We start from the raw sequence: 22,614 nt of genomic DNA, 5'->3' as shown, positions 1-22,614 counted from the left end.
TGTCAGTTCGTTACGAAAAGAGGTCAACCAGAGGGGCATACCCCTTAATACCCACTCGTAAAGAATTTAACATTTGCGGAAAATACGATTGAAAAAATAAGCTTTAAAAACAGATGGATATAGTTAAATGTCCAATCCTCCAAAAGGGGTATTTCAAAAATTACCCTCCGTTTTCATCCCTGTATGCCTTGATCGTTATCAATTCTCACGACCTTTCAGAGCGTTACCTTCGCTCTCAATCAAGCAATGTCGATTTATCAGAGAGCCGTCAGGCTCCACAGGAGAGAACCGATGAGTAAATTCCTGGACCGGTTTCGCTACTTCAAGCAGAAGGGTGAAACCTTTGCCAATGGGCACGGCCAGCTTCTCGAAACCAACCGGGACTGGGAGGATGGATATCGCCAGCGTTGGCAGCACGATAAAGTTGTGCGCTCAACCCACGGGGTTAACTGCACCGGCTCATGTAGCTGGAAAATCTACGTTAAAAACGGTCTGGTGACCTGGGAAACCCAGCAAACCGACTACCCACGTACCCGTCCGGACATGCCAAACCACGAGCCTCGTGGCTGTCCGCGTGGTGCGAGTTACTCCTGGTATCTCTACAGTGCTAACCGACTGAAATACCCGCTGATGCGCAAACGTCTGATGAAGATGTGGCGTGAGGCGAAGACACTGCACAGCGATCCGGTTGACGCCTGGGCGTCCATCATCGAAGACGCCGATAAAGCAAAAAGCTTTAAACAAGCGCGTGGTCGCGGTGGTTTCGTCCGTTCTTCCTGGCAGGAAGTGAATGAGCTGATTGCCGCTTCTAACGTCTATACCGTGAAAACGTACGGCCCGGACCGCGTAGCGGGCTTCTCGCCGATCCCGGCGATGTCGATGGTTTCTTATGCGTCCGGCGCGCGTTATCTCTCCCTGATTGGCGGCACCTGCCTGAGCTTCTACGACTGGTACTGTGACCTGCCACCGGCATCTCCGCAGACCTGGGGTGAGCAGACCGACGTGCCGGAATCCGCTGACTGGTACAACTCCAGCTACATCATCGCCTGGGGATCTAACGTTCCGCAGACCCGTACGCCGGATGCTCACTTCTTTACCGAAGTCCGTTATAAAGGCACCAAAACCGTTGCGGTAACGCCGGACTACGCAGAAATCGCCAAGCTGTGCGACCTCTGGCTGGCGCCGAAGCAGGGCACCGATGCGGCGATGGCGTTGGCAATGGGTCACGTCATGCTGCGTGAATTCCATCTCGACAATCCGAGCCAGTACTTTACCGACTACGTACGTCGCTACACCGACATGCCGATGCTGGTGATGCTGGAAGCGCGTGACGGTTACTATGCCGCGGGCCGTATGCTGCGCGCTGCTGACCTTGTGGATTCACTGGGCCAGGAAAATAATCCGCAATGGAAAACCGTTGCCATTAACAACAATGGTGACATGGTTGCGCCGAACGGCTCGATCGGTTTCCGCTGGGGTGAAAAAGGCAAATGGAACCTCGAGCAGCGCGATGGTACGACCGGTGCCGAGACAGAACTGCAATTGAGTCTGCTGGGTAGCCAGGACGAGATCGCCGAGGTGGGCTTCCCGTACTTTGGCGGTGAAGGCACCGAGCACTTCAATAAAGTCGAACTGGAAAACGTGCTGCTGCACAAACTGCCGGCTAAACGCCTGCAACTGGCAGACGGCACAACGGCGCTGGTTACCACCGTCTATGACCTGACGATGGCTAACTACGGTCTGGAACGCGGTCTGAACGATGCCAACTGCGCCACCAGTTATGACGACATCAAAGCGTATACCCCGGCGTGGGCAGAACAGATTACCGGCGTACCACGTGCACAGATCACCCGCATCGCGCGTGAGTTTGCCGACAACGCCGATAAGACGCATGGCCGTTCGATGATCATCGTCGGTGCCGGTCTGAACCACTGGTATCACCTCGATATGAACTATCGTGGTCTGATCAACATGCTGGTGTTCTGTGGCTGTATCGGCCAGAGCGGCGGCGGCTGGGCGCACTATGTCGGCCAGGAAAAACTGCGTCCGCAGACCGGCTGGCAGCCGCTGGCGTTTGCCCTTGACTGGCAGCGTCCGGCACGTCACATGAACAGTACGTCGTACTTCTACAACCACTCCAGCCAGTGGCGCTATGAGACCGTTACCGCGCAGGAACTGCTGTCACCACTGGCGGATAAATCGCGCTACAGCGGTCATCTGATTGATTTCAACGTGCGTGCTGAGCGCATGGGCTGGCTGCCGTCCGCACCGCAGCTTGGTACCAACCCGTTGACTATCGCCGAAGACGCGAAGAAAGCCGGGATGACGCCGGTGGATTACACCGTCAAATCACTGAAAGAAGGTTCGATCCGTTTCGCGGCCGAGCAGCCGGAGAACGGGAAAAACCATCCGCGCAACCTGTTCATCTGGCGCTCCAACCTGCTGGGCTCATCCGGTAAGGGGCATGAATACATGCTGAAATACCTGCTGGGAACCGAACACGGGATCCAGGGGAAAGATCTGGGTCAGCAGGGAGGCGTGAAGCCGGAAGAAGTGGAATGGCAGGACAACGGTCTCGACGGCAAGCTGGACCTGGTCGTGACGCTGGACTTCCGTCTGTCGAGTACCTGTTTGTACTCCGACATCGTGCTGCCAACGGCGACCTGGTATGAAAAAGACGACATGAATACCTCGGATATGCATCCGTTTATTCATCCGCTGTCTGCGGCCGTTGACCCGGCCTGGGAATCGAAAAGCGACTGGGAAATCTACAAGGCTATCGCGAAGAAATTCTCAGAAGTCTGCGTGGGGCATCTCGGGAAAGAGACAGATGTCGTCACGCTGCCGATTCAACACGATTCTGCCGCCGAACTGGCGCAGCCGCTGGACGTGAAGGACTGGAAAAAAGGCGAATGCGATCTGATTCCGGGCGTCACCGCGCCGCACATTATGACCGTTGAACGCGATTACCCGGCGACTTATGAACGGTTCACCTCGATCGGCCCGCTGATGGAGAAAATCGGTAACGGCGGTAAAGGGATCGCCTGGAATACTCAGAGCGAAATGGACCTGCTGCGTAAGCTTAACTACACCAAGGCAGACGGCCCGGCAAAAGGCCAACCAATGCTCAACACCGCCATTGACGCGGCAGAGATGATCCTGACCCTGGCGCCGGAAACGAACGGGCACGTGGCGGTAAAAGCCTGGGCCGCGCTCAGCGAGTTTACCGGACGCGACCATACGCATCTGGCGACCAATAAAGAAGAGGAAAAAATCCGCTTCCGCGATATCCAGGCGCAGCCGCGTAAGATCATCTCCAGCCCGACGTGGTCCGGTCTGGAAGACGAACACGTCTCTTACAACGCCGGTTACACCAACGTACATGAGCTGATTCCGTGGCGTACGCTGACCGGTCGTCAGTCGCTGTATCAGGATCACCAGTGGATGCGTGATTTCGGCGAAAGCCTGCTGGTTTACCGTCCGCCTATCGACACCCGTTCGGTGAAATCAGTGATGGGCGAGAAATCCAACGGTAACCCGGAAAAAGCGCTCAACTTCCTGACGCCACACCAGAAATGGGGCATCCACTCTACCTACAGCGACAACCTGCTGATGCTGACCTTGTCACGCGGCGGCCCGATTGTGTGGATGAGTGAAACCGACGCCAAAGATTTGGGCATTGAAGATAACGACTGGATCGAAGTGTTCAACAGTAACGGTGCCCTGACGGCGCGTGCGGTGGTAAGCCAGCGTGTTCCGGCCGGGATGACCATGATGTATCACGCCCAGGAACGTATCGTGAACCTGCCAGGGTCTGAAATTACCCAGCAGCGCGGCGGGATCCACAACTCAGTGACCCGTATTACGCCAAAACCCACTCACATGATTGGTGGTTATGCGCAACTGGCCTACGGCTTTAACTACTACGGCACCGTCGGTTCAAACCGTGATGAATTTGTTGTGGTACGTAAGATGAAGAACATTAACTGGTTGGACGGCGAAGGCAATGACCAGGTACAGGAGAGCGTAAAATGAAAATTCGTTCACAAGTCGGCATGGTGCTGAATCTCGATAAGTGCATCGGCTGCCACACCTGTTCTGTGACCTGTAAAAATGTCTGGACCAGCCGCGAAGGGATGGAATACGCCTGGTTCAACAACGTGGAAAGCAAGCCTGGCGTTGGTTTCCCGAATGACTGGGAAAACCAGGAGAAATGGAAGGGCGGCTGGATCCGTAAAATCAACGGCAAACTGCAGCCGCGTATGGGGAACCGTGCGATGCTGCTCGGTAAAATTTTCGCCAACCCGCATCTGCCGGGAATTGACGACTATTACGAGCCGTTTGACTACGACTACCAGAACCTGCACAACGCGCCGGAAAGTAAGCACCAGCCGATTGCCCGTCCACGCTCGCTGATTACCGGCAAGCGGATGGACAAAATCACCAGCGGTCCGAACTGGGAAGAAATTCTGGGTGGCGAATTTGAAAAACGCGCCAAAGACCAGAACTTCGAAAACATGCAGAAGGCGATGTACGGTCAGTTTGAAAACACCTTCATGATGTATCTGCCGCGCCTGTGCGAGCACTGCCTCAACCCGGCGTGCGTGGCGACCTGCCCGAGCGGCGCCATCTACAAGCGTGAAGAAGACGGCATCGTGCTGATCGACCAGGATAAGTGCCGCGGCTGGCGGATGTGCATCACCGGCTGTCCGTACAAAAAGATCTACTTCAACTGGAAGAGTGGGAAGTCCGAGAAGTGCATCTTCTGTTATCCGCGTATTGAAGCTGGCCAGCCAACCGTCTGTTCCGAAACCTGCGTGGGCCGTATTCGTTATCTCGGCGTACTGCTGTATGACGCAGATGCGATTGAAAGCGCGGCGAGCACCGAACACGAAAAAGATCTGTATCAGCGCCAACTGGATGTCTTCCTCGATCCGAACGACCCGGTGGTCATCGAACAGGCGCTGAAAGACGGTATTCCATTGAGCGTGATTGATGCCGCACAGCAGTCGCCGGTTTATAAAATGGCGATGGACTGGAAGCTGGCACTGCCGCTGCATCCGGAATATCGCACGCTGCCGATGGTATGGTATGTGCCGCCGCTGTCCCCGATTCAGTCGGCGGCGGATGCGGGTGAGCTTGGCAGCAACGGCATTCTGCCGGACGTCGACAGCCTGCGTATTCCGGTTCAGTACCTTGCTAACTTGCTCACCGCAGGCGATACCCAACCGGTGCTGCTGGCGCTGAAACGGATGCTGGCGATGCGTCACTATAAACGTGCGGAAACCGTTGACGGTAAAGTGGATACCCGCGCGCTGGAAGAGGTGGGCTTAAGCGAAGCACAGGCGCAGGAGATGTACCGCTATCTGGCGATTGCCAACTACGAAGATCGTTTTGTCGTACCGAGTAGCCATCGTGAACTGGCGCGGGATGCGTTCCCGGAGAAAAGCGGTTGTGGCTTTACCTTCGGCGACGGTTGCCACGGTTCTGACACCAAATTCAACCTGTTCAACAGCCGCCGCATTGACGCCATCGATGTGACCAGCAAAACGGAGCCGCACCAATGATTGAACTCGTCATTGTTTCGCGTCTGCTCGAGTACCCGGATGCTGCCCTGTGGCAGCATCAGCAGGAACTGTACGATGCACTCGCGTCATCTGAAAATCTTGATAAAGAGGATGCGCATACGCTCAGCGTTTTCCTGCGCGATTTAACCGCGCAGGAGATGCTGGATGTGCAGGCCAACTACAGCGAACTGTTTGACCGCGGTCGGGCAACCTCGCTATTGCTGTTCGAACATGTCCACGGTGAGTCACGCGACCGCGGTCAGGCGATGGTTGATCTGATGGCGCAGTACGAGCAGCACGGTTTACAGCTCGACAGTCGTGAATTGCCGGATCATCTGCCGCTGTATCTGGAATACCTGGCACAGTTGCCGAAGCGCGAGGCGCTGGGCGGGTTGCAGGACATCGCCCCGATTCTGGCGCTACTGAGTGCGCGTCTGCAACAACGTGAAAGCCGCTATGCGGTGCTGTTCGACCTGCTGCTGAAGCTGGCGAATGCGACGATCGACAGTGACAAAGTTGCCGAAAAAATTGCCGATGAAGTTCGCGACGATACGCCGCAAGCGCTCGATGCGGTCTGGGAAGAAGAGCAGGTGAAATTCTTTGCCGATCAGGGCTGCGGCGAGTCTGAAATCTCCGCTCACCAGCGTCGTTTTGCCGGAGCCGTTGCGCCGCAATATCTGAATATCACCACCGGAGGACAGCAATAATGCACTTCCTGAATATGTTCTTCTTTGACATCTATCCGTATATCGCCGGGTCTGTGTTTCTGATTGGTAGCTGGCTGCGTTATGACTACGGTCAGTATACCTGGCGCGCCGCGTCCAGCCAGATGCTGGATCGCAAGGGGATGAACATGGCCTCAAACCTGTTCCACTTCGGGATTCTGGGGATCTTCGCCGGTCACTTCCTCGGTATGCTGACGCCGCACTGGATGTATGAAGCGTGGCTGCCTATTGAAGTGAAACAGAAGATGGCAATGATTGGCGGCGGCGCGGCGGGCCTGATGTGTCTCGTGGGTGGCGTGTTGTTGCTCAAACGTCGTCTGTTTAGCCCACGCGTGCGGGCGACCACCACCGGCGCTGACATCCTGATCCTCTCGCTGCTGGTGATCCAGTGTGCGCTGGGACTGTCGACCATTCCGTTCTCCGCCCAGCATATGGACGGCAGCGAAATGATGAAACTGGTGGGATGGGCGCAGTCTGTGGTGACGTTCCACGGGGGGGCATCGGCGCATCTGGAGGGGGTGGCGTTTATCTTCCGTCTGCACCTGGTACTGGGGATGACGCTGTTCCTGCTGTTCCCGTTCTCCCGTCTGGTACACATCTGGAGCGCGCCCGTGGAGTATCTGACGCGCAAATACCAGATTGTTCGCGCCCGTCACTGATGGGTGGCTTTATCAGAAACCTCGCATTTGCGGGGTTTTTTTTTCGCCCCAGCCGAGGTTATTTCCTGCCGCCGCAAACAGAATTAACGCGCCGCCTGTCAGTTGTGTGGCGTTAAGTGAATGACCAAACACCACGTTATCGACGACGATCGCCACCACCGGATAAATAAAGGATAACGAACCGGTAACAGGCGTGGGCAATTTCTGAATGGCGCTGTACAGCAACTGGTACATGATGCCGGTATGAACAATCCCCAGCGTCAGTAAGATACCCCACGGGTATGCGTGGATGAGCGCCGGGAACTGGGCCAGCGGCAAGAGCATGACCACCCCCGTCAGCACCTGAATAAAGGCAATATGCTGTGGCGCGATGCTTCTCAGTCTGCGGGTAATGATTGCCGTCAGGGCGTAAAAGAACGCTGCACCAAGTGCGAGGGCCACACCGGTTAACCAGGCTGTAGGATGGCCTCCGGTCAGTTCACCCGATAATAAAATGACCACACCACCAAAGGCGAGGAACAGCCAGCCCCATTTTACTGCACTGACTCGCTCGCCCATCAGCATTCCCATCATCACCAGCATAAAGGGCTGGGTGTTGTACACCACGGTCGACAGACCGATTGAGATGCGCTCGTAGGCGGCAAACAGCAGCAACCAGTTTACGACCAGCGCGATGCCGCCCAGGATTGCCAGCCCCAACGTGACGCTGGTCAGCGGGCTAAACGGTTGTTTGCTGAGACGGATAAAGAGAAATAGCGCGATAGCCCCAATCAGGCAGCGCCAGAACACCACGTCAGTAACCGGCAGGCCGGAAAGTAACACAAACGCGCCGATTGAACCGGAAATCACCATTGCCAGGCTCATTTGCCAGACGCCTTGCTGAAGATCACGCATCACACACCTCCTGATTGAAGGCTCTATTTTCGAAAATGGCTGTTCGCTTTTACAGCGTTGATATAAGGTGAAATGCGTGAATAACTTTTTATTATAAGGAAAAATTGATGAATGACCTTATTGATGAAATCGACCGACGGATAGTAGCGTGTCTGGTAGAAGATGCGCGGATGTCATTAAAGGTATTGAGTGGTCGGGTAGGATTGACTTCACCGAGTACCGCTGAGCGTGTGAAACGCCTGGAAGAGCGCGGCGTCATTCAGGGATATGGCGCGCAGGTAAACCTGACTGCGCTGGGATATACCTTGCAGGCGCTGGTACGGGTTCGGCCTTTACCGGGCCTGCTTCATAAAGTGGATAAATATATTCAGGCGATGCCCGAATGTATTGAAAGCGACAAAGTGACCGGCGAGGATTGTTTCGTTATCCGGCTGGTGGTGCGCACCATCGATCAACTCGATACCTTGCTTGATGGACTTTCCGAGCATGCGCAGTGTAATACATCGATCGTGAAAAGCTCGCCGGTGAAGCGCAGATTGCCACCGATGTAGCGTTTTGCTGGGTGGCGTTCGAATCGAACCTTAATCGAAGCTTCTCATCCTTCCCCGCATGGGCAGAATACAGGGAAACATCAATTGATTTGGCAAAGGGATAACAGGGAAGTGATGGTGGTGGGGGAAGGATTCGAACCTTCGAAGTCGATGACGGCAGATTTACAGTCTGCTCCCTTTGGCCGCTCGGGAACCCCACCAGGGGTAAATATATTGTCAGAACTTACAGCGTGAATGGTGGTGGGGGAAGGATTCGAACCTTCGAAGTCGATGACGGCAGATTTACAGTCTGCTCCCTTTGGCCGCTCGGGAACCCCACCACGGGGTAATGCGTTTTACTGGCCTGCTTCCATTTCGGGAAGCGGGGCGCATCATATCAAATGATGCGCCCCTGTAAAGCATTCCGGCGAGAAAAATAAACTGGTTGCCTGATTTTTACCCGTAAAGGCGTAAAAGCTAACCAATTCATTTCTCAGTCGATTAAAGAATAATCGTCCGGTTGCCGTACACAAACACGCGCTGGGCAAGTACCTGATACAACGCGCGGCTCAGAACGTTCTTTTCGACGTCGCGCCCGGCGCGCATCATGTCTTCGGCCGTGTAGGTGTGATCCACATGGATGACGTCCTGCATGATGATCGGACCTTCGTCCAGATTGTCATTCACGTAGTGCGCCGTCGCGCCGATGATCTTCACCCCGCGCTCATAAGCCTGGTGGTAAGGGCGTGCGCCGATGAACGCTGGCAGGAACGAGTGGTGAATATTAATAATCTGGTTCGGGAAGCGCGCCACAAACTCCGGTGTCAGCACGCGCATATATTTCGCCAGCACCACGTAATCCGGTTGGTGCGCGTCAATCGCGTCCGCCATCTTCTGATCGTGCTCTTCACGGGTTAATCCTTCGTGACTGACCAGCTCGAAAGGAATTTCAAAACGCTCGACCAGCGAACGCAGCGTTTCGTGATTACCAATCACGGCGGCGATATCCACATCCAGACCGCCATAGTTGGCTTTCATTAACAGATCGCCCAGACAATGCGCTTCTTTGGTGACCAGAATCACCACGCGACGGCGCCCGGCAGGATTCAACTCGCGAATGGAGCCTTCCGGTAAGGCGCTATCCAGATCGGCCAGCAGCGTGGCGTCGTTAAAAATGCCTTCCAGTTCGGTGCGCATGAAAAAACGACCGGTGCGGTGGTCTACAAACTCATTGTTCTGCACGATATTCAGTTCATGTTTGTAGCAAATATTCGTAATACGCGCGATAAGCCCCTTCTGGTCAGGGCAGATGGTACGAAGCACTTTTCGTTGTAAAGAATGCATTGCAGCGGTAATCCTGTTGATGATGTTTGCTGAGTGAATACTGTCGGGCAATTGACTAGCCGCAGCATTTTTTAAATTTTTTACCTGAGCCACAAGGGCAGGGGTCGTTGCGTCCAAATTGCGGGCGTGTACCATCGATATAGTACCACTGACCGTTTTCTTTTAAAAAACGAGAACGTTCAATGATCGCCCCTGGTTTTTCGTGTTCGCGAAAACGGGCGACAAAACTGACGTAACCGGTGTTGTCCGCCTCAGACACGGTGTGTTCGAAAACGGTCAGCCCCAGCCATTCAGTTGTGGCAAATCCGGCACTGATCTCATCCCGGAAACGGGCCGCGTGACAGGCCGAATGCCAGGTACTGATCAAATAATCTGCGTCTTTCATCACAAAAGCGCAGTAGCGCGAACGCATGAGGTGCAATGGATCGGGTGCGACTTGCTCGCCAGACAGATATCGGTGGCAACATAGGCTATACTCGACTGCGCTACCACAGGGACAAAGCTGAGACACAAAAAACTCCCTGATAAAAAAACGGCGTATAAAAAAGCCAGGGTAGCACTATGTTAACTGAGCGTTGGAGATGTTGCTACGCCCGTAAGCCAGGGGAAGTTTGTCGGTCAAATGAGAAAAATGAAAATAGGTCTGGCGCTGGGCTCAGGTGCTGCGCGAGGCTGGTCCCATATTGGTGTCATCAAAGCCCTCAAACACATGGGCATTGATGTTGATATCGTCGCTGGGTGCTCCATCGGTTCGCTGGTTGGTGCCGCCTACGCCTGTAACAAATTGCCCGCGCTTGAAGAGTGGGTCTGCTCGTTCAGCTATTGGGATGTCCTGCGTCTGATGGATCTCTCCTGGCGTCGAGGCGGACTGTTGCGCGGCGAGCGCGTCTTTAATCAATATCGCAACGTCATGCCCGTGGCTGAAATTGAACAGTGCAGCCGTCGGTTTGCGACGGTGGCGACCAATCTCAGCACGGGGCGTGAATTATGGTTTACGGAGGGCGATCTCCATCTTGCCGTTCGCGCCTCCTGTAGTATTCCCGGCCTGATGTCGCCCGTCGCTCACAATGGCTACTGGCTGGTGGACGGCGGCGTCGTTAATCCGGTTCCCATCTCACTGACCCGCGCGCTGGGCGCGGATATTGTGATTGCCGTCGATCTGCAACATGACGCGCATTTGATGCAGCAGGATCTGTTGTCATTGAACGTCAGCGATGACAGCCCGGAGGGAGATAATGACGGACTTTCCTGGCATGCGCGCCTGAAAGAACGGCTGGGCAATATTACCGCCCGCCGTGTGGTGACAGCGCCAACCGCGATGGAAATCATGACCACCTCGATTCAGGTGCTGGAAAATCGTCTGAAGCGTAATCGCATGGCGGGCGACCCGCCGGATATCTTAATTCAACCGTTCTGTCCACAAATCTCCACCCTGGATTTTCATCGCGCCAGCTCTGCCATAGAAGCAGGGCGATTAGCGGTAGAGAAAAAGATGGACGAGCTTTTACCTCTGGTGCGTGCCGGCGTTTGACGCACCATTTTTAACTACACTTAAGCATATTCTGACAGGCGTGTGTGGCAATAGCATGCCACTATTGAGTAAAGCCAGTCAGGGGAGAGAACATGACGCAGCCATTGGTCGGAAAACAGATTCTAATCGTTGAGGACGAGCCGGTTTTCCGCTCGCTTCTGGATTCGTGGTTTTCCTCTTTGGGAGCGACAACAGCACTGGCGGCCGATGGCATAGAAGCACTGGACCGTTTAGCTGATTTCACACCCGATCTCATGATTTGCGATCTTGCAATGCCAAGAATGAACGGCCTCAGTCTGGTGGAGCATTTGCGTAATCGCGGTGACCAGACGCCGATTTTGGTGATCTCGGCGACAGAAAATATGGCGGATATTGCCAAAGCTTTACGTCTTGGCGTAGATGACGTCCTGCTGAAGCCGGTGAAAGACCTGACCCGACTGCGGGAAACGGTGTTTGCCTGTCTGTATCCGAATATGTTTAATTCCCGGGTTGAAGAAGAAGAGCGCCTGTTTCGCGACTGGGATGCGATGGTGGATAATCCTGCCGCCGCGGCAAAATTACTTCAGGAACTTCAACCTCCGGTGCAGCAGATTATTTCGCATTGCCGGGTCAATTACCGACAACTGGTTTCGGCGGATAAGCCTGGACTGGTGCTGGATATCGCGCCGCTTTCGGATAACGATCTCGCATTTTATTGTCTGGACGTTACCCGGGCTGGCGACAACGGTGTGCTGGCGGCGTTACTCCTGCGGGCGTTATTTAATGGCCTGTTACAGGATCAACTTGCACATCAGAATCAGCGTCTACCGGAACTGGGGGCATTATTGAAACAGGTCAACCATCTGCTTCGCCAGGCCAATTTACCCGGACAGTTTCCGCTATTAGTTGGCTATTATCACAGTGAGCTTAAAAATCTGATTCTGGTTTCTGCCGGACTCAATGCGACATTAAATACCGGATTGCATAATGTGCAGATCAGTAACGGCGTTCCACTGGGAACGTTGGGTAATACTTACCTTAACCAAATTAGCCAACGCTGCGACGCCTGGCAGTGTCAAATTTGGGGGGCAGGAGGTCGGCTACGTCTTATGTTGTCTGCGGAATGAACAATCGAGAGGGCGGATGCAAATTGCCGTATCTGCCTTTCTCTGCGGGTGTTACTATCTGCGCCAGTCTTATACGTATTTATCTTAATTATACGAACACGCATCCTTTTCGGACCTGAGGCTTGTGTCAGTCCTGATATACTCGATGCGATACAGATTGATGAACACGTTCAATACATGAACAGTCCAGGAGAATTTAAATGGCTGCCATTAACACGAAAGTCAAAAAAGCCGTTATCCCGGTAGCGGGATTAGGAACCAGGATGTTACCGGCGACGAAAGCGATCCCGAAAGAGATGTTGCCGCTGGTTGATAAGCCATTAATTCAGTATGTCGTAAACGAGTGTATTGCTGCGGGCATCACTGAAATTGTACTGGTGACGCACTCCTCGAAAAATTCGATCGAAAACCACTTCGATACCAGTTTCGAACTGGAAGCGATGCTGGAAAAACGCGTTAAGCGCCAGCTACTCGAAGAAGTTCAGTCTATTTGTCCCCCACACGTCACGATAATGCAGGTTCGCCAGGGGCTGGCAAAAGGCCTGGGCCATGCGGTATTGTGCGCCCATCCCGTGGTTGGTAATGAACCTGTCGCGGTTATTTTGCCTGACGTTATTCTTGATGAGTTTGAGTCCGATTTATCCCAGGATAATCTGGCTGAAATGATCCGTCGATTTGATGAAACCGGAAATAGCCAGATTATGGTTGAACCGGTCGCGGATGTGACCGCATACGGTGTGGTTGACTGTAAAGGCGTACCGCTGGCACCAGGTGAGAGCGTGCCAATGGTGGGCGTTGTGGAGAAACCGAAAGCCGATGTCGCCCCGTCAAACCTGGCGATTGTTGGCCGCTACGTGTTGAGCGCGGACATCTGGCCTCTGCTGGCGAAAACCCCTCCAGGCGCAGGTGACGAAATTCAGTTGACTGACGCGATTGACATGCTGATCGAAAAAGAGACTGTTGAAGCCTACCATATGAAAGGAAAGAGCCACGACTGCGGCAATAAATTAGGTTATATGCAGGCGTTTGTGGAATATGGCATTCGACATAATTCGCTTGGTAGCGAATTTAAGGCCTGGCTCGAAGAAGAGATGGGTATTAAAAAGTAACCAGACGTTATAATTAACGAACTGAGACGGCGCTGACATCCAGCGCCGTTTTTTTATACCAACGTTTGATGAGAAATCGTCAGATTGCAGGCATAAAAAATCCCGCAGAGCGCGGGATTTTAAGCAAGGAGATTACAGATTATTCCTTAATCAGGAAATCGTCCAGTTGTTTACCTTGCTCTTCCATTGCTTTCTTGATCACTGCCGGAGTACGACCCTGACCAGTCCAGGTTTTAGTTTCACCGTTTTCGTCAACGTAGCTATATTTAGCCGGACGCGCTGCACGTTTAGCTTTGGTACCGGATTTAACCGCCGCCATGCTATTCAGCAGTTCATTCGGATCAATACCGTCAGCAATCAGCATTTCACGATATTGTTGCAGTTTACGAGTGCGCTCTTCAACTTCAGCGGCTGCCGCGCTTTCTTCTTCACGACGTTCGTTAACAACAACTTCTAATTTTTCCAGCATTTCTTCCAGCGTCTCAAGGGTACATTCTCTTGCCTGCGCACGAAGAGTACGGATGTTGTTCAGAATTTTAAGTGCTTCGCTCATTGTAGTAATCTCAAACTTATATTGGGGGTGGTTTGTTGAGCTAATAATAGAGCGTTAAATTCAGATGTGCAATAGCCAGGAATGTAAGGAATTCAAAATTGCCCTTTATTTTTTGCCTGCAATAAATATCCGAACTTAAATTTTTCTTGAAGGAACGCACAAAAAAAGGCTTATTGGCTGAGCGGTTACTCCTTTTTTCAGGCGAGAACATCCGGATTCAGGTCACATTTTCACATGATGAAATAGACATTCATTGTAGTGATTTCAACCTTTTGTATTAGTTTTGTTGATGAGCACAGTCTATTACTTCGCAACAGTTATGTAGAACAGTAACAATAAGTTCAGGGTTTCCATTAGGTCAGCGTTGATAAGCAGCGTTGATGAATATCAAACGCACATTACGACAAGAATGGGAGCCGCCGCGCATTGTTTGTTCAATTGTTAATTCGTATTTTCCGTACATTCGGCCCTACAGATTTTTCTCGCGCCGGGAGGGGGAGGCGGAGGATATAGCCAACGAGAACAGAACCTGGCACCGATAACGATTGAAATTATGCTACACTGCGCCCCGTCTTTATTTCACTTTGGTGAGGGTCTGTGGCCGATGGCACAGCTATATTTCTACTATTCAGCAATGAATGCAGGTAAGTCGACAGCCTTACTGCAATCTTCATACAATTACCAGGAACGCGGGATGCGTACTGTCGTATATACCGCGGAAATAGACGATCGTTATGGTGCGGGGAAAGTGAGTTCGCGTATCGGGTTGTCTTCTCCCGCCAAATTGTTTAACCAGAATTCATCGTTGTATGAAGAGATTGCAGCCGATAATGCGCGTCAACCTATTCATTGCGTGCTGGTGGATGAATGTCAGTTTTTAACCCGGCAGCAGGTTTATGAATTATCGGAAGTTGTTGATCAACTGGATATTCCGGTGTTGTGCTACGGATTACGCACTGATTTTCGCGGTGAACTATTTGTGGGTAGCCAATACCTGTTGGCGTGGTCAGATAAGCTGGTGGAATTAAAAACGATCTGCTTCTGCGGGCGTAAAGCAAGTATGGTGTTGCGTCTTGATCAGGCGGGCAGACCCTACAATGAAGGCGAGCAGGTAGTTATTGGCGGCAACGAGCGGTATGTCTCGGTCTGTCGTAAGCATTATAAGGAAGCGCTGGAGGAGGGCTCTCTGACGGCGATACAGGAACGCCATAGCCACGACTAATTTTACCTACTGATAAACGCTTAGCGACGCGCTGAACCGTTTACAGACCCGACCGTGGGGCGACAACAGAGACGGATTTCGGAGATAAAAAAGCGGCCTCATCAGAGGCCGCTTTTACGTTGTAACAGTTCAGCGAGAATTACGCAGATTTCTTTGCTTTTTTCTCTGCTTTCGGAGCAGCGGCAACTTCTTTCGCCGCCGGGGTGCCTTCAGAGAACTCACGACCGTAGAAGGTATCCAGCAGGATCTGTTTCAGTTCGGAGATCAGCGGGTAGCGCGGGTTAGCGCCGGTGCACTGGTCATCGAATGCATCTTCAGACAGCTTGTCAACGTGAGCCAGGAAGTCAGCTTCCTGAACGCCTGCTTCACGGATTGACTTCGGAATACCCAGTTCAGCTTTCAGGCTTTCCAGCCATGCCAGCAGTTTCTCAATCTTCGCAGCAGTACGGTCGCCCGGTGCGCTCAGACCCAGATGGTCTGCGATTTCAGCATAACGACGGCGTGCCTGCGGACGGTCATACTGGCTGAAGGCAGTCTGTTTGGTCGGGTTGTCGTTCGCGTTGTAGCGAATAACGTTGCTGATCAACAGGGCGTTCGCCAGACCATGCGGAATGTGGAACTGTGAGCCCAGTTTGTGCGCCATGGAGTGACACACGCCGAGGAAGGCGTTCGCAAACGCGATACCGGCGATAGTGGCTGCACTGTGAACACGTTCACGGGCGACCGGGTTTTTAGACCCTTCGTTGTAAGACGCCGGCAGGTTTTCTTTCAGCAGTTTCAGCGCTTGCAGTGCCTGACCATCAGAGAACTCAGAAGCCAGTACGGAAACGTAAGCTTCCAGGGCGTGAGTGACGGCATCCAGACCACCGAAGGCACACAGGGACTTCGGCATGTCCATGACCAGGTTAGCATCGACAATTGCCATATCCGGGGTCAGGGCGTAGTCAGCCAGCGGGTATTTCTGACCGGTCGCATCGTCAGTAACAACCGCAAACGGAGTTACTTCAGAACCGGTACCAGAAGTGGTGGTGACCGCAATCATTTTCGCTTTGACACCCATTTTCGGGAACTTGTAGATACGTTTACGGATGTCCATAAAGCGCAACGCCAGTTCTTCGAAGTGAGTTTCCGGATGTTCGTACATCACCCACATGATTTTCGCGGCGTCCATCGGGGAACCGCCACCCAGCGCAATGATCACGTCAGGTTTGAAGGAGTTTGCCAGCTCTGCACCTTTACGGACAACAGAGAGCGTCGGGTCCGCTTCCACTTCAAAGAACACTTCAGTTTCAACGCCAGCCGCTTTCAGTACAGAGGTGATCTGGTCTGCATAACCGTTGTTGAACAGGAAGCGGTCAGTCACGATGAGCGCACGTTTGTGGCCATCAGTAATCACTTCATCCAGCGCGATTGGCAGTGAGCCACGGCGGAAGTAGATAGATTTCGGAAGTTTGTGCCACAACATGTTTTCAGCTCGCTTAGCAACGGTTTTCTTGTTGATCAGGTGTTTCGGACCAACGTTTTCAGAGATGGAGTTACCACCCCAGGAACCACAACCCAGAGTCAGGGAAGGTGCGAGTTTGAAGTTATACAGGTCACCGATACCACCCTGAGATGCCGGGGTGTTGATCAGGATACGTGCGGTTTTCATCATCTGACCGAAGTAAGCCACGCGCTCCGGCTGGTTGTCCTGGTCGGTGTACAGGCAAGAGGTATGACCGATACCGCCCATCGCCACCAGTTTCTCCGCTTTGATGACCGCGTCTTCAAAATCTTTCGCACGGTACATCGCCAGCGTCGGGGACAGTTTTTCGTGAGCGAACGGTTCGCTCTCATCAACCACTTTCACTTCACCGATCAGGATCTTAGTGGTTTCTGGCACAGTGAAACCTGCCAGTTCAGCGATTTTGTACGCAGGCTGACCTACGATAGCGGCGTTCAGCGCGCCATTTTTCAGGATCACGTCCTGAACCGCTTTCAGCTCTTTGCCTTGCAGCATGTAGCCGCCGTGGCTGGCGAAACGTTCGCGAACGGCATCGTAAACAGAATCAACCACAACAACAGACTGTTCAGAAGCACAGATAACGCCGTTGTCGAAGGTTTTGGACATCAGTACAGAGGCGACTGCACGTTTGATATCAGCGGTTTCATCAATAACCACTGGCGTGTTACCTGCGCCCACACCGATAGCGGGTTTACCGGAGCTATATGCGGCTTTAACCATGCCCGGACCACCGGTCGCCAGAATCAGGTTGATATCCGGATGGTGCATCAGTGCGTTAGACAGTTCAACGGAAGGTTGATCGATCCAGCCAATCAGATCTTTCGGCGCACCGGCAGCGATAGCAGCCTGCAGTACGATATCGGCCGCTTTGTTGGTAGCATCTTTTGCACGCGGATGCGGAGAAAAGATGATCGCGTTACGGGTTTTCAGGCTAATCAGAGACTTAAAGATTGCCGTAGAGGTTGGGTTAGTGGTTGGTACGATACCGCAGATGATACCAATTGGTTCAGCAATGGTGATGGTCCCGAAGGTGTCGTCTTCAGACAGCACGCCGCAGGTTTTTTCATCTTTGTAAGCGTTATAGATGTATTCAGAAGCAAAGTGGTTTTTAATCACTTTATCTTCGACGATACCCATACCGGATTCGGCAACGGCCATCTTCGCGAGAGGAATTCGAGCATCTGCAGCAGCCAGAGCGGCGGCGCGGAAGATTTTATCAACTTGTTCTTGAGTGAAACTGGCATATTCACGCTGGGCTTTTTTGACGCGCTCGACGAGTGCGTTAAGTTCAGCGACATTAGTAACAGCCATAATGCTCTCCTGATAATGTTAAACTTTTTTAGTAAATCATCTGCTCGATACGTGAGTATAGACAGCGGGCGTTAGTTTGTATAACAGCCAGAAAATCAATTGGTTACTTAACGTTCAGTTTGCTCTGATTTACTAAAAGAGCTTATGCGTCAGCGTCATCTAACTCTAACGCGTTACTTCCAGGTGGCGTAAGCAAGGTTACTCACTTCTGAGTAGCGATTACGTGATCTGGATCAAGATTTAGCAAGGCTGACACCTTTCAGCAGGCCGTTTTAGCCCTAAACGCTAAGTGTTGTGTAATTGTAGTGGTGAATGGGTCTCAAATTATCATAATTAAAACATATTAGTAACACTCAGGAATGGTAGCAATTTTACGTTTGCCCTGGTGAAATGTGCTGTGAAAAGGCGTATCTTCAGCACGGTTTTTACCCGGTTATTTTAACTTACTTTATACGGCTAACGCTTCGGAGCTAACCGTGATCCAAACGCTGTTTGATTTTCCTGTTTATTTTAAATTTTTCATCGGGTTGTTCGCGTTAGTGAACCCGGTTGGGATTATTCCTGTCTTCATCAGTATGACCAGCTACCAGACAGCGGCGGCGCGCAACAAAACGAACCTCACTGCTAACCTGTCCGTTGCGATCATTCTGTGGACCTCGCTATTCCTCGGCGACGGCATTCTGCAACTGTTCGGTATCTCAATTGATTCGTTTCGTATCGCCGGCGGGATCCTTGTGGTCACCATTGCGATGTCGATGATTAGCGGCAAACTGGGCGAGGATAAGCAGAACAAGCAGGAAAAATCAGAAACGGCGATCCGTGAAAGTGTAGGTGTGGTTCCCCTGGCGCTGCCGCTGATGGCAGGCCCCGGCGCGATCAGTTCAACCATTGTGTGGGGAACGCGTTATCACAGTGTGATGTACCTGCTTGGCTTCTTTGTGGCGATTGCGCTTTTTGCCCTGTGCTGTTGGGGACTTTTCCGCATGGCACCGTGGTTGGTGCGTGTTCTGGGCCAAACGGGTATTAACGTGATTACCCGAATTATGGGGCTACTCTTAATGGCGCTGGGCATCGAGTTTATTGTCACCGGTATTAAGGCCATATTTCCAGGGCTTTTAAGCTAATTCGCTTTCAGATGAAATATCCCACGGAGCTGTTCACGGCTCCGTCTTTTTTATCATCCCGTCTCGTCACCTTTCTTACTTTCAGTCCCGCTTACCGGGAATCACTGATGCCTCTGTCGATATTAAGTCCCTTGATTTAACAGTCTTTTTAGTCCCTTTGCGAGGCTCTGCATTGTTATTTTGCTCACATCACAATCCGGGGCTTGCTGAAGGATAATTGAGATGATATTAGTTAATTCAATGAACTCGCAGATGAATGTGCTAAAAAATAATCAATTGTTAAATTTTTGTATATTTATCCGCCTGTTGCAAAGCTCAAGGGTCTCAGACGAATGGTGTGTCACTAATTGATTGATTGCTAAGCGATTGTTGTCATTTTTCCTGTTTCGGAACGTTCCGCCGGAACGCAATTTTTTCTCTAAAAGAGAATTGCTTAACAAATCTGTAAATTGTATTGGCGGTTAATAAATGCTTTTGTTACTTTCCGACAGTTCATATTGCAGCGGATTGTTCGTTGATGAGAATAAATATCAACAAAGCAGTTTAGCCACTATTCATGCGCCCCCTGACAGGGGAGGTGCATAACGAATCGACGTAAGGTGATCAAACGAATCGCCAGAATAAATAAAGTCGGTGATAGCAGGCAGTAAACGACCTGGCAGCTGAAAGTCTCCGAAGCTGATCAGAGATCCCTGACGGGATTAACAGGCTGGTGATAAAACCAGTAATTATAATGAGGGAGTACAAACACAATGACCAACACGAAGAAAAGTTTAGTGGCGGCAGGAATTTTAACTGCGCTCATCGCCGGAAATGTCGCGACAGCTGCCGTCGTCCCCGCAGGTGTGCAACTGGCGGAAAAGCAGACGCTGGTGCGAAATAATGGTTCGGAAGTTCAGTCTCTCGATCCGCATAAAATCGAAGGGGTGCCGGAATCCAATATCAGCCGCGATCTGTTTGAAGGTTTAATCATCAGTGACGTCGACGGTAAACCGTCTCCGGGCGTGGCTGAGAAATGGGAAAATAAAGATTTTAAAGTCTGGACATTCCATCTGCGCAAAGACGCAAAATGGTCTGATGGCTCACCGGTGACGGCTCACGATTTTGTTTACAGTTGGCAGCGTCTGGCGAATCCGAATACCGCATCCCCGTACGCCAGTTATCTGCAGTATGGTCATATCGTCAATATTGATGACATCGTTGCCGGCAAGAAACCGCCAACCGATCTTGGCGTTAAAGCCATTGATGATAATACCTTTGAAGTGACCCTCAGCGAGCCTGTACCTTATTTCTACAAACTGCTGGTGCACTCATCCGTTTCCCCGGTTCCTAAAGCCGCCGTTGAAAAATACGGTGAGAAGTGGACTCAGCCAGCCAATATTATCACCAACGGTGCGTATAAGCTGAAAGACTGGGTGGTTAACGAGCATATCGTGCTCGAGCGCAATCCTAATTACTGGGACAACGCCAAAACGGTCATTAATCAGGTGACGTACCTGCCGATCGCATCAGAGGTGACAGACGTTAACCGTTACCGCAGCGGTGAAATCGACATGACCTATAACAACATGCCGATTGAACTGTTCCAGAAACTGAAAAAAGAGATCCCGAACGAAGTTCACGTTGACCCGTATCTGTGCACCTACTATTACGAAATCAATAACCAGAAAGCACCGTTTACGGATGTCCGCGTGCGTACCGCGCTTAAGCTGGCGCTGGACCGCGATATTATCGTTAATAAAGTGAAAAACCAGGGCGACCTGCCGGCATACAGCTTCACGCCTCCGTATACTGACGGCGCAAAACTGGCTGAACCAGAATGGTTTGGCTGGACGCAGGAAAAACGTAACGAAGAAGCGAAAAAATTACTGGCCGAAGCCGGATATACCGCTGATAAACCGTTGACCTTCAACCTGCTGTATAACACGTCCGATCTGCACAAGAAACTGGCTATCGCCGCGGCGTCCATCTGGAAGAAAAACTTAGGTGTGAACGTCAAGCTGGAAAACCAGGAATGGAAAACCTTCCTCGATACGCGTCATCAGGGCAACTATGATGTTTCTCGTGCGGCCTGGTGTGCGGATTACAACGAACCGACTTCCTTCCTGAACATGGTGTTGTCTGACAGCTCAAACAACACGACGCATTATAAGAGCCCGGCGTTTGACAAGATCCTTGCCGATGCGCTGAAAGCAACGAATGAAGAGCAGCGTACTGAGCTTTACGGCAAAGCCGAGCAGCAGCTTGATAAAGATTCTGCGATTGTGCCGGTGTTCTACTACGTCAACGCCCGTCTGGTGAAACCGTGGGTGGGTGGTTATACCGGTAAAGACCCGATGGATAATATCCACGTCAAAGATTTGTATATTATCAAGCATTAATGGCAAAGGGTGGGGCAGCAGACGTTGCCCCACAGTGTCTTTTTTCGTCGACTCTCAACACCTCTCATTAGCGGTTCTGCGTGAAGAGGTGTAAAGGCACACGCCAGAAGGTACGGGCAATGTTGAAATTTATTCTACGCCGCTGTCTGGAAGCAATTCCGACGCTGTTTATTCTTATTACCATTTCGTTCTTTATGATGCGTCTTGCGCCGGGAAGTCCCTTCACCGGTGAACGCGCGCTGCCGGCAGAAGTTCTGGCAAACATTGAAGCGAAATACCATCTTAACGACCCTATCATGACCCAGTATTTCAGCTATCTGAAGCAACTGGCGCACGGTGATTTCGGTCCTTCCTTTAAATACAAAGATTATACGGTTAACGACCTGGTCGCTTCGAGTTTTCCGGTATCGGCGAAACTGGGTCTTGCCGCCTTTTTTCTGGCCGTGATCCTCGGGGTGAGCGCTGGCGTAATTGCCGCGTTGAAGCAAAACACGCGATGGGACTATGCGGTCATGGGGGTGGCGATGACCGGGGTGGTAATACCGAGCTTTGTGGTCGCGCCTCTGCTGGTCATGATATTTGCGATCACCCTCAAATGGCTGCCGGGTGGCGGCTGGAATGGCGGGGCGCTGAAATTTATGATCCTGCCGATGGTGGCGTTATCACTGGCCTATATTGCCAGTATTGCGCGTATCACCCGTGGCTCAATGATTGAAGTGCTGCACTCAAACTTCATTCGCACCGCGCGAGCGAAAGGGCTGCCGATGCGCCGTATTATTTTCCGCCATGCGTTGAAACCGGCGTTACTCCCGGTGCTCTCCTATATGGGACCGGCATTTGTCGGGATTATCACAGGTTCAATGGTCATTGAGACAATCTATGGTTTGCCGGGGATTGGTCAGCTGTTTGTTAACGGCGCGCTGAACCGCGATTACTCGCTGGTTCTCAGTCTGACGATCCTCGTGGGGACATTGACCATTGTCTTTAATGCGATTGTTGACGTGCTCTATGCCGTCATCGACCCGAAAATTCGATACTGATACTGGAGCTCGCG

General features: G+C 52.0%; 17 protein-coding genes and 2 tRNA genes. 12 read left to right on the top strand and 7 right to left on the bottom strand.

The window, feature by feature from the left end; all coding sequences use genetic code 11:
- Positions 1-291: 291 nt before the first annotated feature.
- Genes KI228_RS12085 through narI form a run of 4 tightly spaced genes read left to right on the top strand, consistent with a single transcriptional unit; the run spans position 292 to position 6,951 of the window.
- The gene (locus KI228_RS12085) at positions 292-4,035 is read left to right on the top strand and encodes a nitrate reductase subunit alpha (protein WP_044267200.1); all 3,744 of its coding nucleotides are present in this window, start codon (positions 292-294) and stop codon (positions 4,033-4,035) included.
- Positions 4,032-5,567, top strand: coding sequence for a nitrate reductase subunit beta (gene narH / locus KI228_RS12080; protein ID WP_044257698.1), 1,536 nt, complete (start codon positions 4,032-4,034; stop codon positions 5,565-5,567). The genes KI228_RS12085 and narH overlap by 4 nt, the downstream gene beginning before the upstream one ends.
- Positions 5,564-6,274 (top strand): nitrate reductase molybdenum cofactor assembly chaperone, encoded by a 711-nt coding sequence (gene narJ, locus KI228_RS12075; protein WP_044257699.1) that lies wholly within the window; start codon positions 5,564-5,566, stop codon positions 6,272-6,274. The genes narH and narJ overlap by 4 nt, the downstream gene beginning before the upstream one ends.
- Entirely contained in the window at positions 6,274-6,951 is a 678-nt protein-coding gene (gene narI / locus KI228_RS12070; RefSeq protein WP_044257700.1) for a respiratory nitrate reductase subunit gamma, read from the top strand. The genes narJ and narI overlap by 1 nt, the downstream gene beginning before the upstream one ends.
- Before the next feature lie 12 nt (positions 6,952-6,963).
- Here the strand turns inward: narI and KI228_RS12065 are convergent, their stop codons facing one another.
- Positions 6,964-7,845, bottom strand: coding sequence for a DMT family transporter (locus KI228_RS12065; RefSeq protein WP_104010310.1), 882 nt, complete (start codon positions 7,843-7,845; stop codon positions 6,964-6,966).
- A gap of 107 nt (positions 7,846-7,952) precedes the next feature.
- Here KI228_RS12065 and KI228_RS12060 point away from each other — a divergent pair, with 107 nt between their 5' ends.
- Positions 7,953-8,396 carry an Lrp/AsnC family transcriptional regulator gene (locus KI228_RS12060; protein WP_044257703.1) on the top strand — a complete coding sequence of 148 codons (444 nt, stop codon included), beginning with the start codon at positions 7,953-7,955 and terminating at the stop codon, positions 8,394-8,396.
- Positions 8,397-8,511: 115 nt separating this feature from the next.
- On the opposite strand, the gene KI228_RS12055 is transcribed toward KI228_RS12060, so the two are convergent.
- From KI228_RS12055 to KI228_RS12040, 4 genes are all read right to left on the bottom strand, one after another.
- Positions 8,512-8,596 (bottom strand) — tRNA-Tyr (locus KI228_RS12055).
- A gap of 35 nt (positions 8,597-8,631) precedes the next feature.
- A tRNA-Tyr gene (locus KI228_RS12050) sits at positions 8,632-8,716 on the bottom strand.
- A 160-nt stretch (positions 8,717-8,876) separates the two neighbouring features.
- On the bottom strand, positions 8,877-9,719 hold the full coding sequence (gene purU, locus KI228_RS12045; RefSeq protein ID WP_043000499.1) for a formyltetrahydrofolate deformylase: 843 nt from the start codon (positions 9,717-9,719) through the stop codon (positions 8,877-8,879).
- A gap of 55 nt (positions 9,720-9,774) precedes the next feature.
- The gene (locus KI228_RS12040) at positions 9,775-10,230 is read right to left on the bottom strand and encodes a YchJ family protein (protein WP_061070047.1); all 456 of its coding nucleotides are present in this window, start codon (positions 10,228-10,230) and stop codon (positions 9,775-9,777) included.
- A gap of 111 nt (positions 10,231-10,341) precedes the next feature.
- On the opposite strand from KI228_RS12040, the gene rssA reads away from it, so the two are divergent.
- The 3 genes from rssA to galU all read left to right on the top strand — a co-directional run bounded on the left by rssA (position 10,342) and on the right by galU (position 13,465).
- A complete protein-coding gene (gene rssA, locus KI228_RS12035; RefSeq protein WP_043000501.1) occupies positions 10,342-11,250 on the top strand; it encodes a patatin-like phospholipase RssA in 909 nt (302 codons plus the stop codon).
- A gap of 92 nt (positions 11,251-11,342) precedes the next feature.
- Positions 11,343-12,356, top strand: a complete 1,014-nt coding sequence (rssB, locus tag KI228_RS12030; protein WP_043000502.1) for a two-component system response regulator RssB — start codon at positions 11,343-11,345, stop codon at positions 12,354-12,356.
- 200 nt (positions 12,357-12,556) lie between these two features.
- Complete coding sequence (gene galU / locus KI228_RS12025) at positions 12,557-13,465, top strand: UTP--glucose-1-phosphate uridylyltransferase GalU (RefSeq protein ID WP_043000503.1); 909 nt, start codon at positions 12,557-12,559, stop codon at positions 13,463-13,465.
- Positions 13,466-13,604: 139 nt separating this feature from the next.
- Here galU and hns read toward each other — a convergent pair whose 3' ends face one another.
- Positions 13,605-14,018 carry a histone-like nucleoid-structuring protein H-NS gene (gene hns, locus KI228_RS12020; protein WP_042318627.1) on the bottom strand — a complete coding sequence of 138 codons (414 nt, stop codon included), beginning with the start codon at positions 14,016-14,018 and terminating at the stop codon, positions 13,605-13,607.
- A gap of 604 nt (positions 14,019-14,622) precedes the next feature.
- Here hns and tdk point away from each other — a divergent pair.
- Entirely contained in the window at positions 14,623-15,240 is a 618-nt protein-coding gene (gene tdk / locus KI228_RS12015; RefSeq protein ID WP_044257707.1) for a thymidine kinase, read from the top strand.
- A 139-nt stretch (positions 15,241-15,379) separates the two neighbouring features.
- On the opposite strand, the gene adhE is transcribed toward tdk, so the two are convergent.
- Positions 15,380-18,055 carry a bifunctional acetaldehyde-CoA/alcohol dehydrogenase gene (gene adhE / locus KI228_RS12010; RefSeq protein ID WP_043000504.1) on the bottom strand — a complete coding sequence of 892 codons (2,676 nt, stop codon included), beginning with the start codon at positions 18,053-18,055 and terminating at the stop codon, positions 15,380-15,382.
- A 476-nt stretch (positions 18,056-18,531) separates the two neighbouring features.
- Here adhE and ychE point away from each other — a divergent pair, with 476 nt between their 5' ends.
- The 3 genes from ychE (at position 18,532) to oppB (ending at position 22,600) form a co-directional block, all read left to right on the top strand.
- Positions 18,532-19,179: an NAAT family transporter YchE gene (ychE, locus tag KI228_RS12005; RefSeq protein ID WP_043000505.1), complete on the top strand. Its 648-nt coding sequence runs from the start codon at positions 18,532-18,534 to the stop codon at positions 19,177-19,179.
- Positions 19,180-19,931: 752 nt separating this feature from the next.
- Positions 19,932-21,560, top strand: a complete 1,629-nt coding sequence (gene oppA / locus KI228_RS12000) for an oligopeptide ABC transporter substrate-binding protein OppA (protein WP_043000506.1) — start codon at positions 19,932-19,934, stop codon at positions 21,558-21,560.
- Positions 21,561-21,679: 119 nt separating this feature from the next.
- Positions 21,680-22,600 (top strand): oligopeptide ABC transporter permease OppB, encoded by a 921-nt coding sequence (oppB, locus tag KI228_RS11995; protein ID WP_043000507.1) that lies wholly within the window; start codon positions 21,680-21,682, stop codon positions 22,598-22,600.
- Positions 22,601-22,614 lie beyond the last annotated feature (14 nt).

Source organism: Citrobacter amalonaticus, from assembly GCF_018323885.1.
Classification (GTDB): Bacteria; Pseudomonadota; Gammaproteobacteria; order Enterobacterales; family Enterobacteriaceae; genus Citrobacter_A; species Citrobacter_A amalonaticus.
This window is presented reverse-complemented; position numbering and strand designations above follow the sequence as displayed.

Coding starts and splice junctions, on each gene's coding strand:
- KI228_RS12060 (WP_044257703.1), top strand. CDS start 7,953: ATGAATGACCTTATTGATGAAATCGACCGACGGATAGTAGCGTGTCTG.
- KI228_RS12065 (WP_104010310.1), bottom strand. CDS start 7,845: ATGCGTGATCTTCAGCAAGGCGTCTGGCAAATGAGCCTGGCAATGGTG.
- oppA (WP_043000506.1), top strand. CDS start 19,932: ATGACCAACACGAAGAAAAGTTTAGTGGCGGCAGGAATTTTAACTGCG.
- narI (WP_044257700.1), top strand. CDS start 6,274: ATGCACTTCCTGAATATGTTCTTCTTTGACATCTATCCGTATATCGCC.
- purU (WP_043000499.1), bottom strand. CDS start 9,719: ATGCATTCTTTACAACGAAAAGTGCTTCGTACCATCTGCCCTGACCAG.
- oppB (WP_043000507.1), top strand. CDS start 21,680: ATGTTGAAATTTATTCTACGCCGCTGTCTGGAAGCAATTCCGACGCTG.
- narJ (WP_044257699.1), top strand. CDS start 5,564: ATGATTGAACTCGTCATTGTTTCGCGTCTGCTCGAGTACCCGGATGCT.
- galU (WP_043000503.1), top strand. CDS start 12,557: ATGGCTGCCATTAACACGAAAGTCAAAAAAGCCGTTATCCCGGTAGCG.
- rssA (WP_043000501.1), top strand. CDS start 10,342: ATGAGAAAAATGAAAATAGGTCTGGCGCTGGGCTCAGGTGCTGCGCGA.
- hns (WP_042318627.1), bottom strand. CDS start 14,018: ATGAGCGAAGCACTTAAAATTCTGAACAACATCCGTACTCTTCGTGCG.
- rssB (WP_043000502.1), top strand. CDS start 11,343: ATGACGCAGCCATTGGTCGGAAAACAGATTCTAATCGTTGAGGACGAG.
- KI228_RS12085 (WP_044267200.1), top strand. CDS start 292: ATGAGTAAATTCCTGGACCGGTTTCGCTACTTCAAGCAGAAGGGTGAA.
- narH (WP_044257698.1), top strand. CDS start 4,032: ATGAAAATTCGTTCACAAGTCGGCATGGTGCTGAATCTCGATAAGTGC.
- adhE (WP_043000504.1), bottom strand. CDS start 18,055: ATGGCTGTTACTAATGTCGCTGAACTTAACGCACTCGTCGAGCGCGTC.
- tdk (WP_044257707.1), top strand. CDS start 14,623: ATGGCACAGCTATATTTCTACTATTCAGCAATGAATGCAGGTAAGTCG.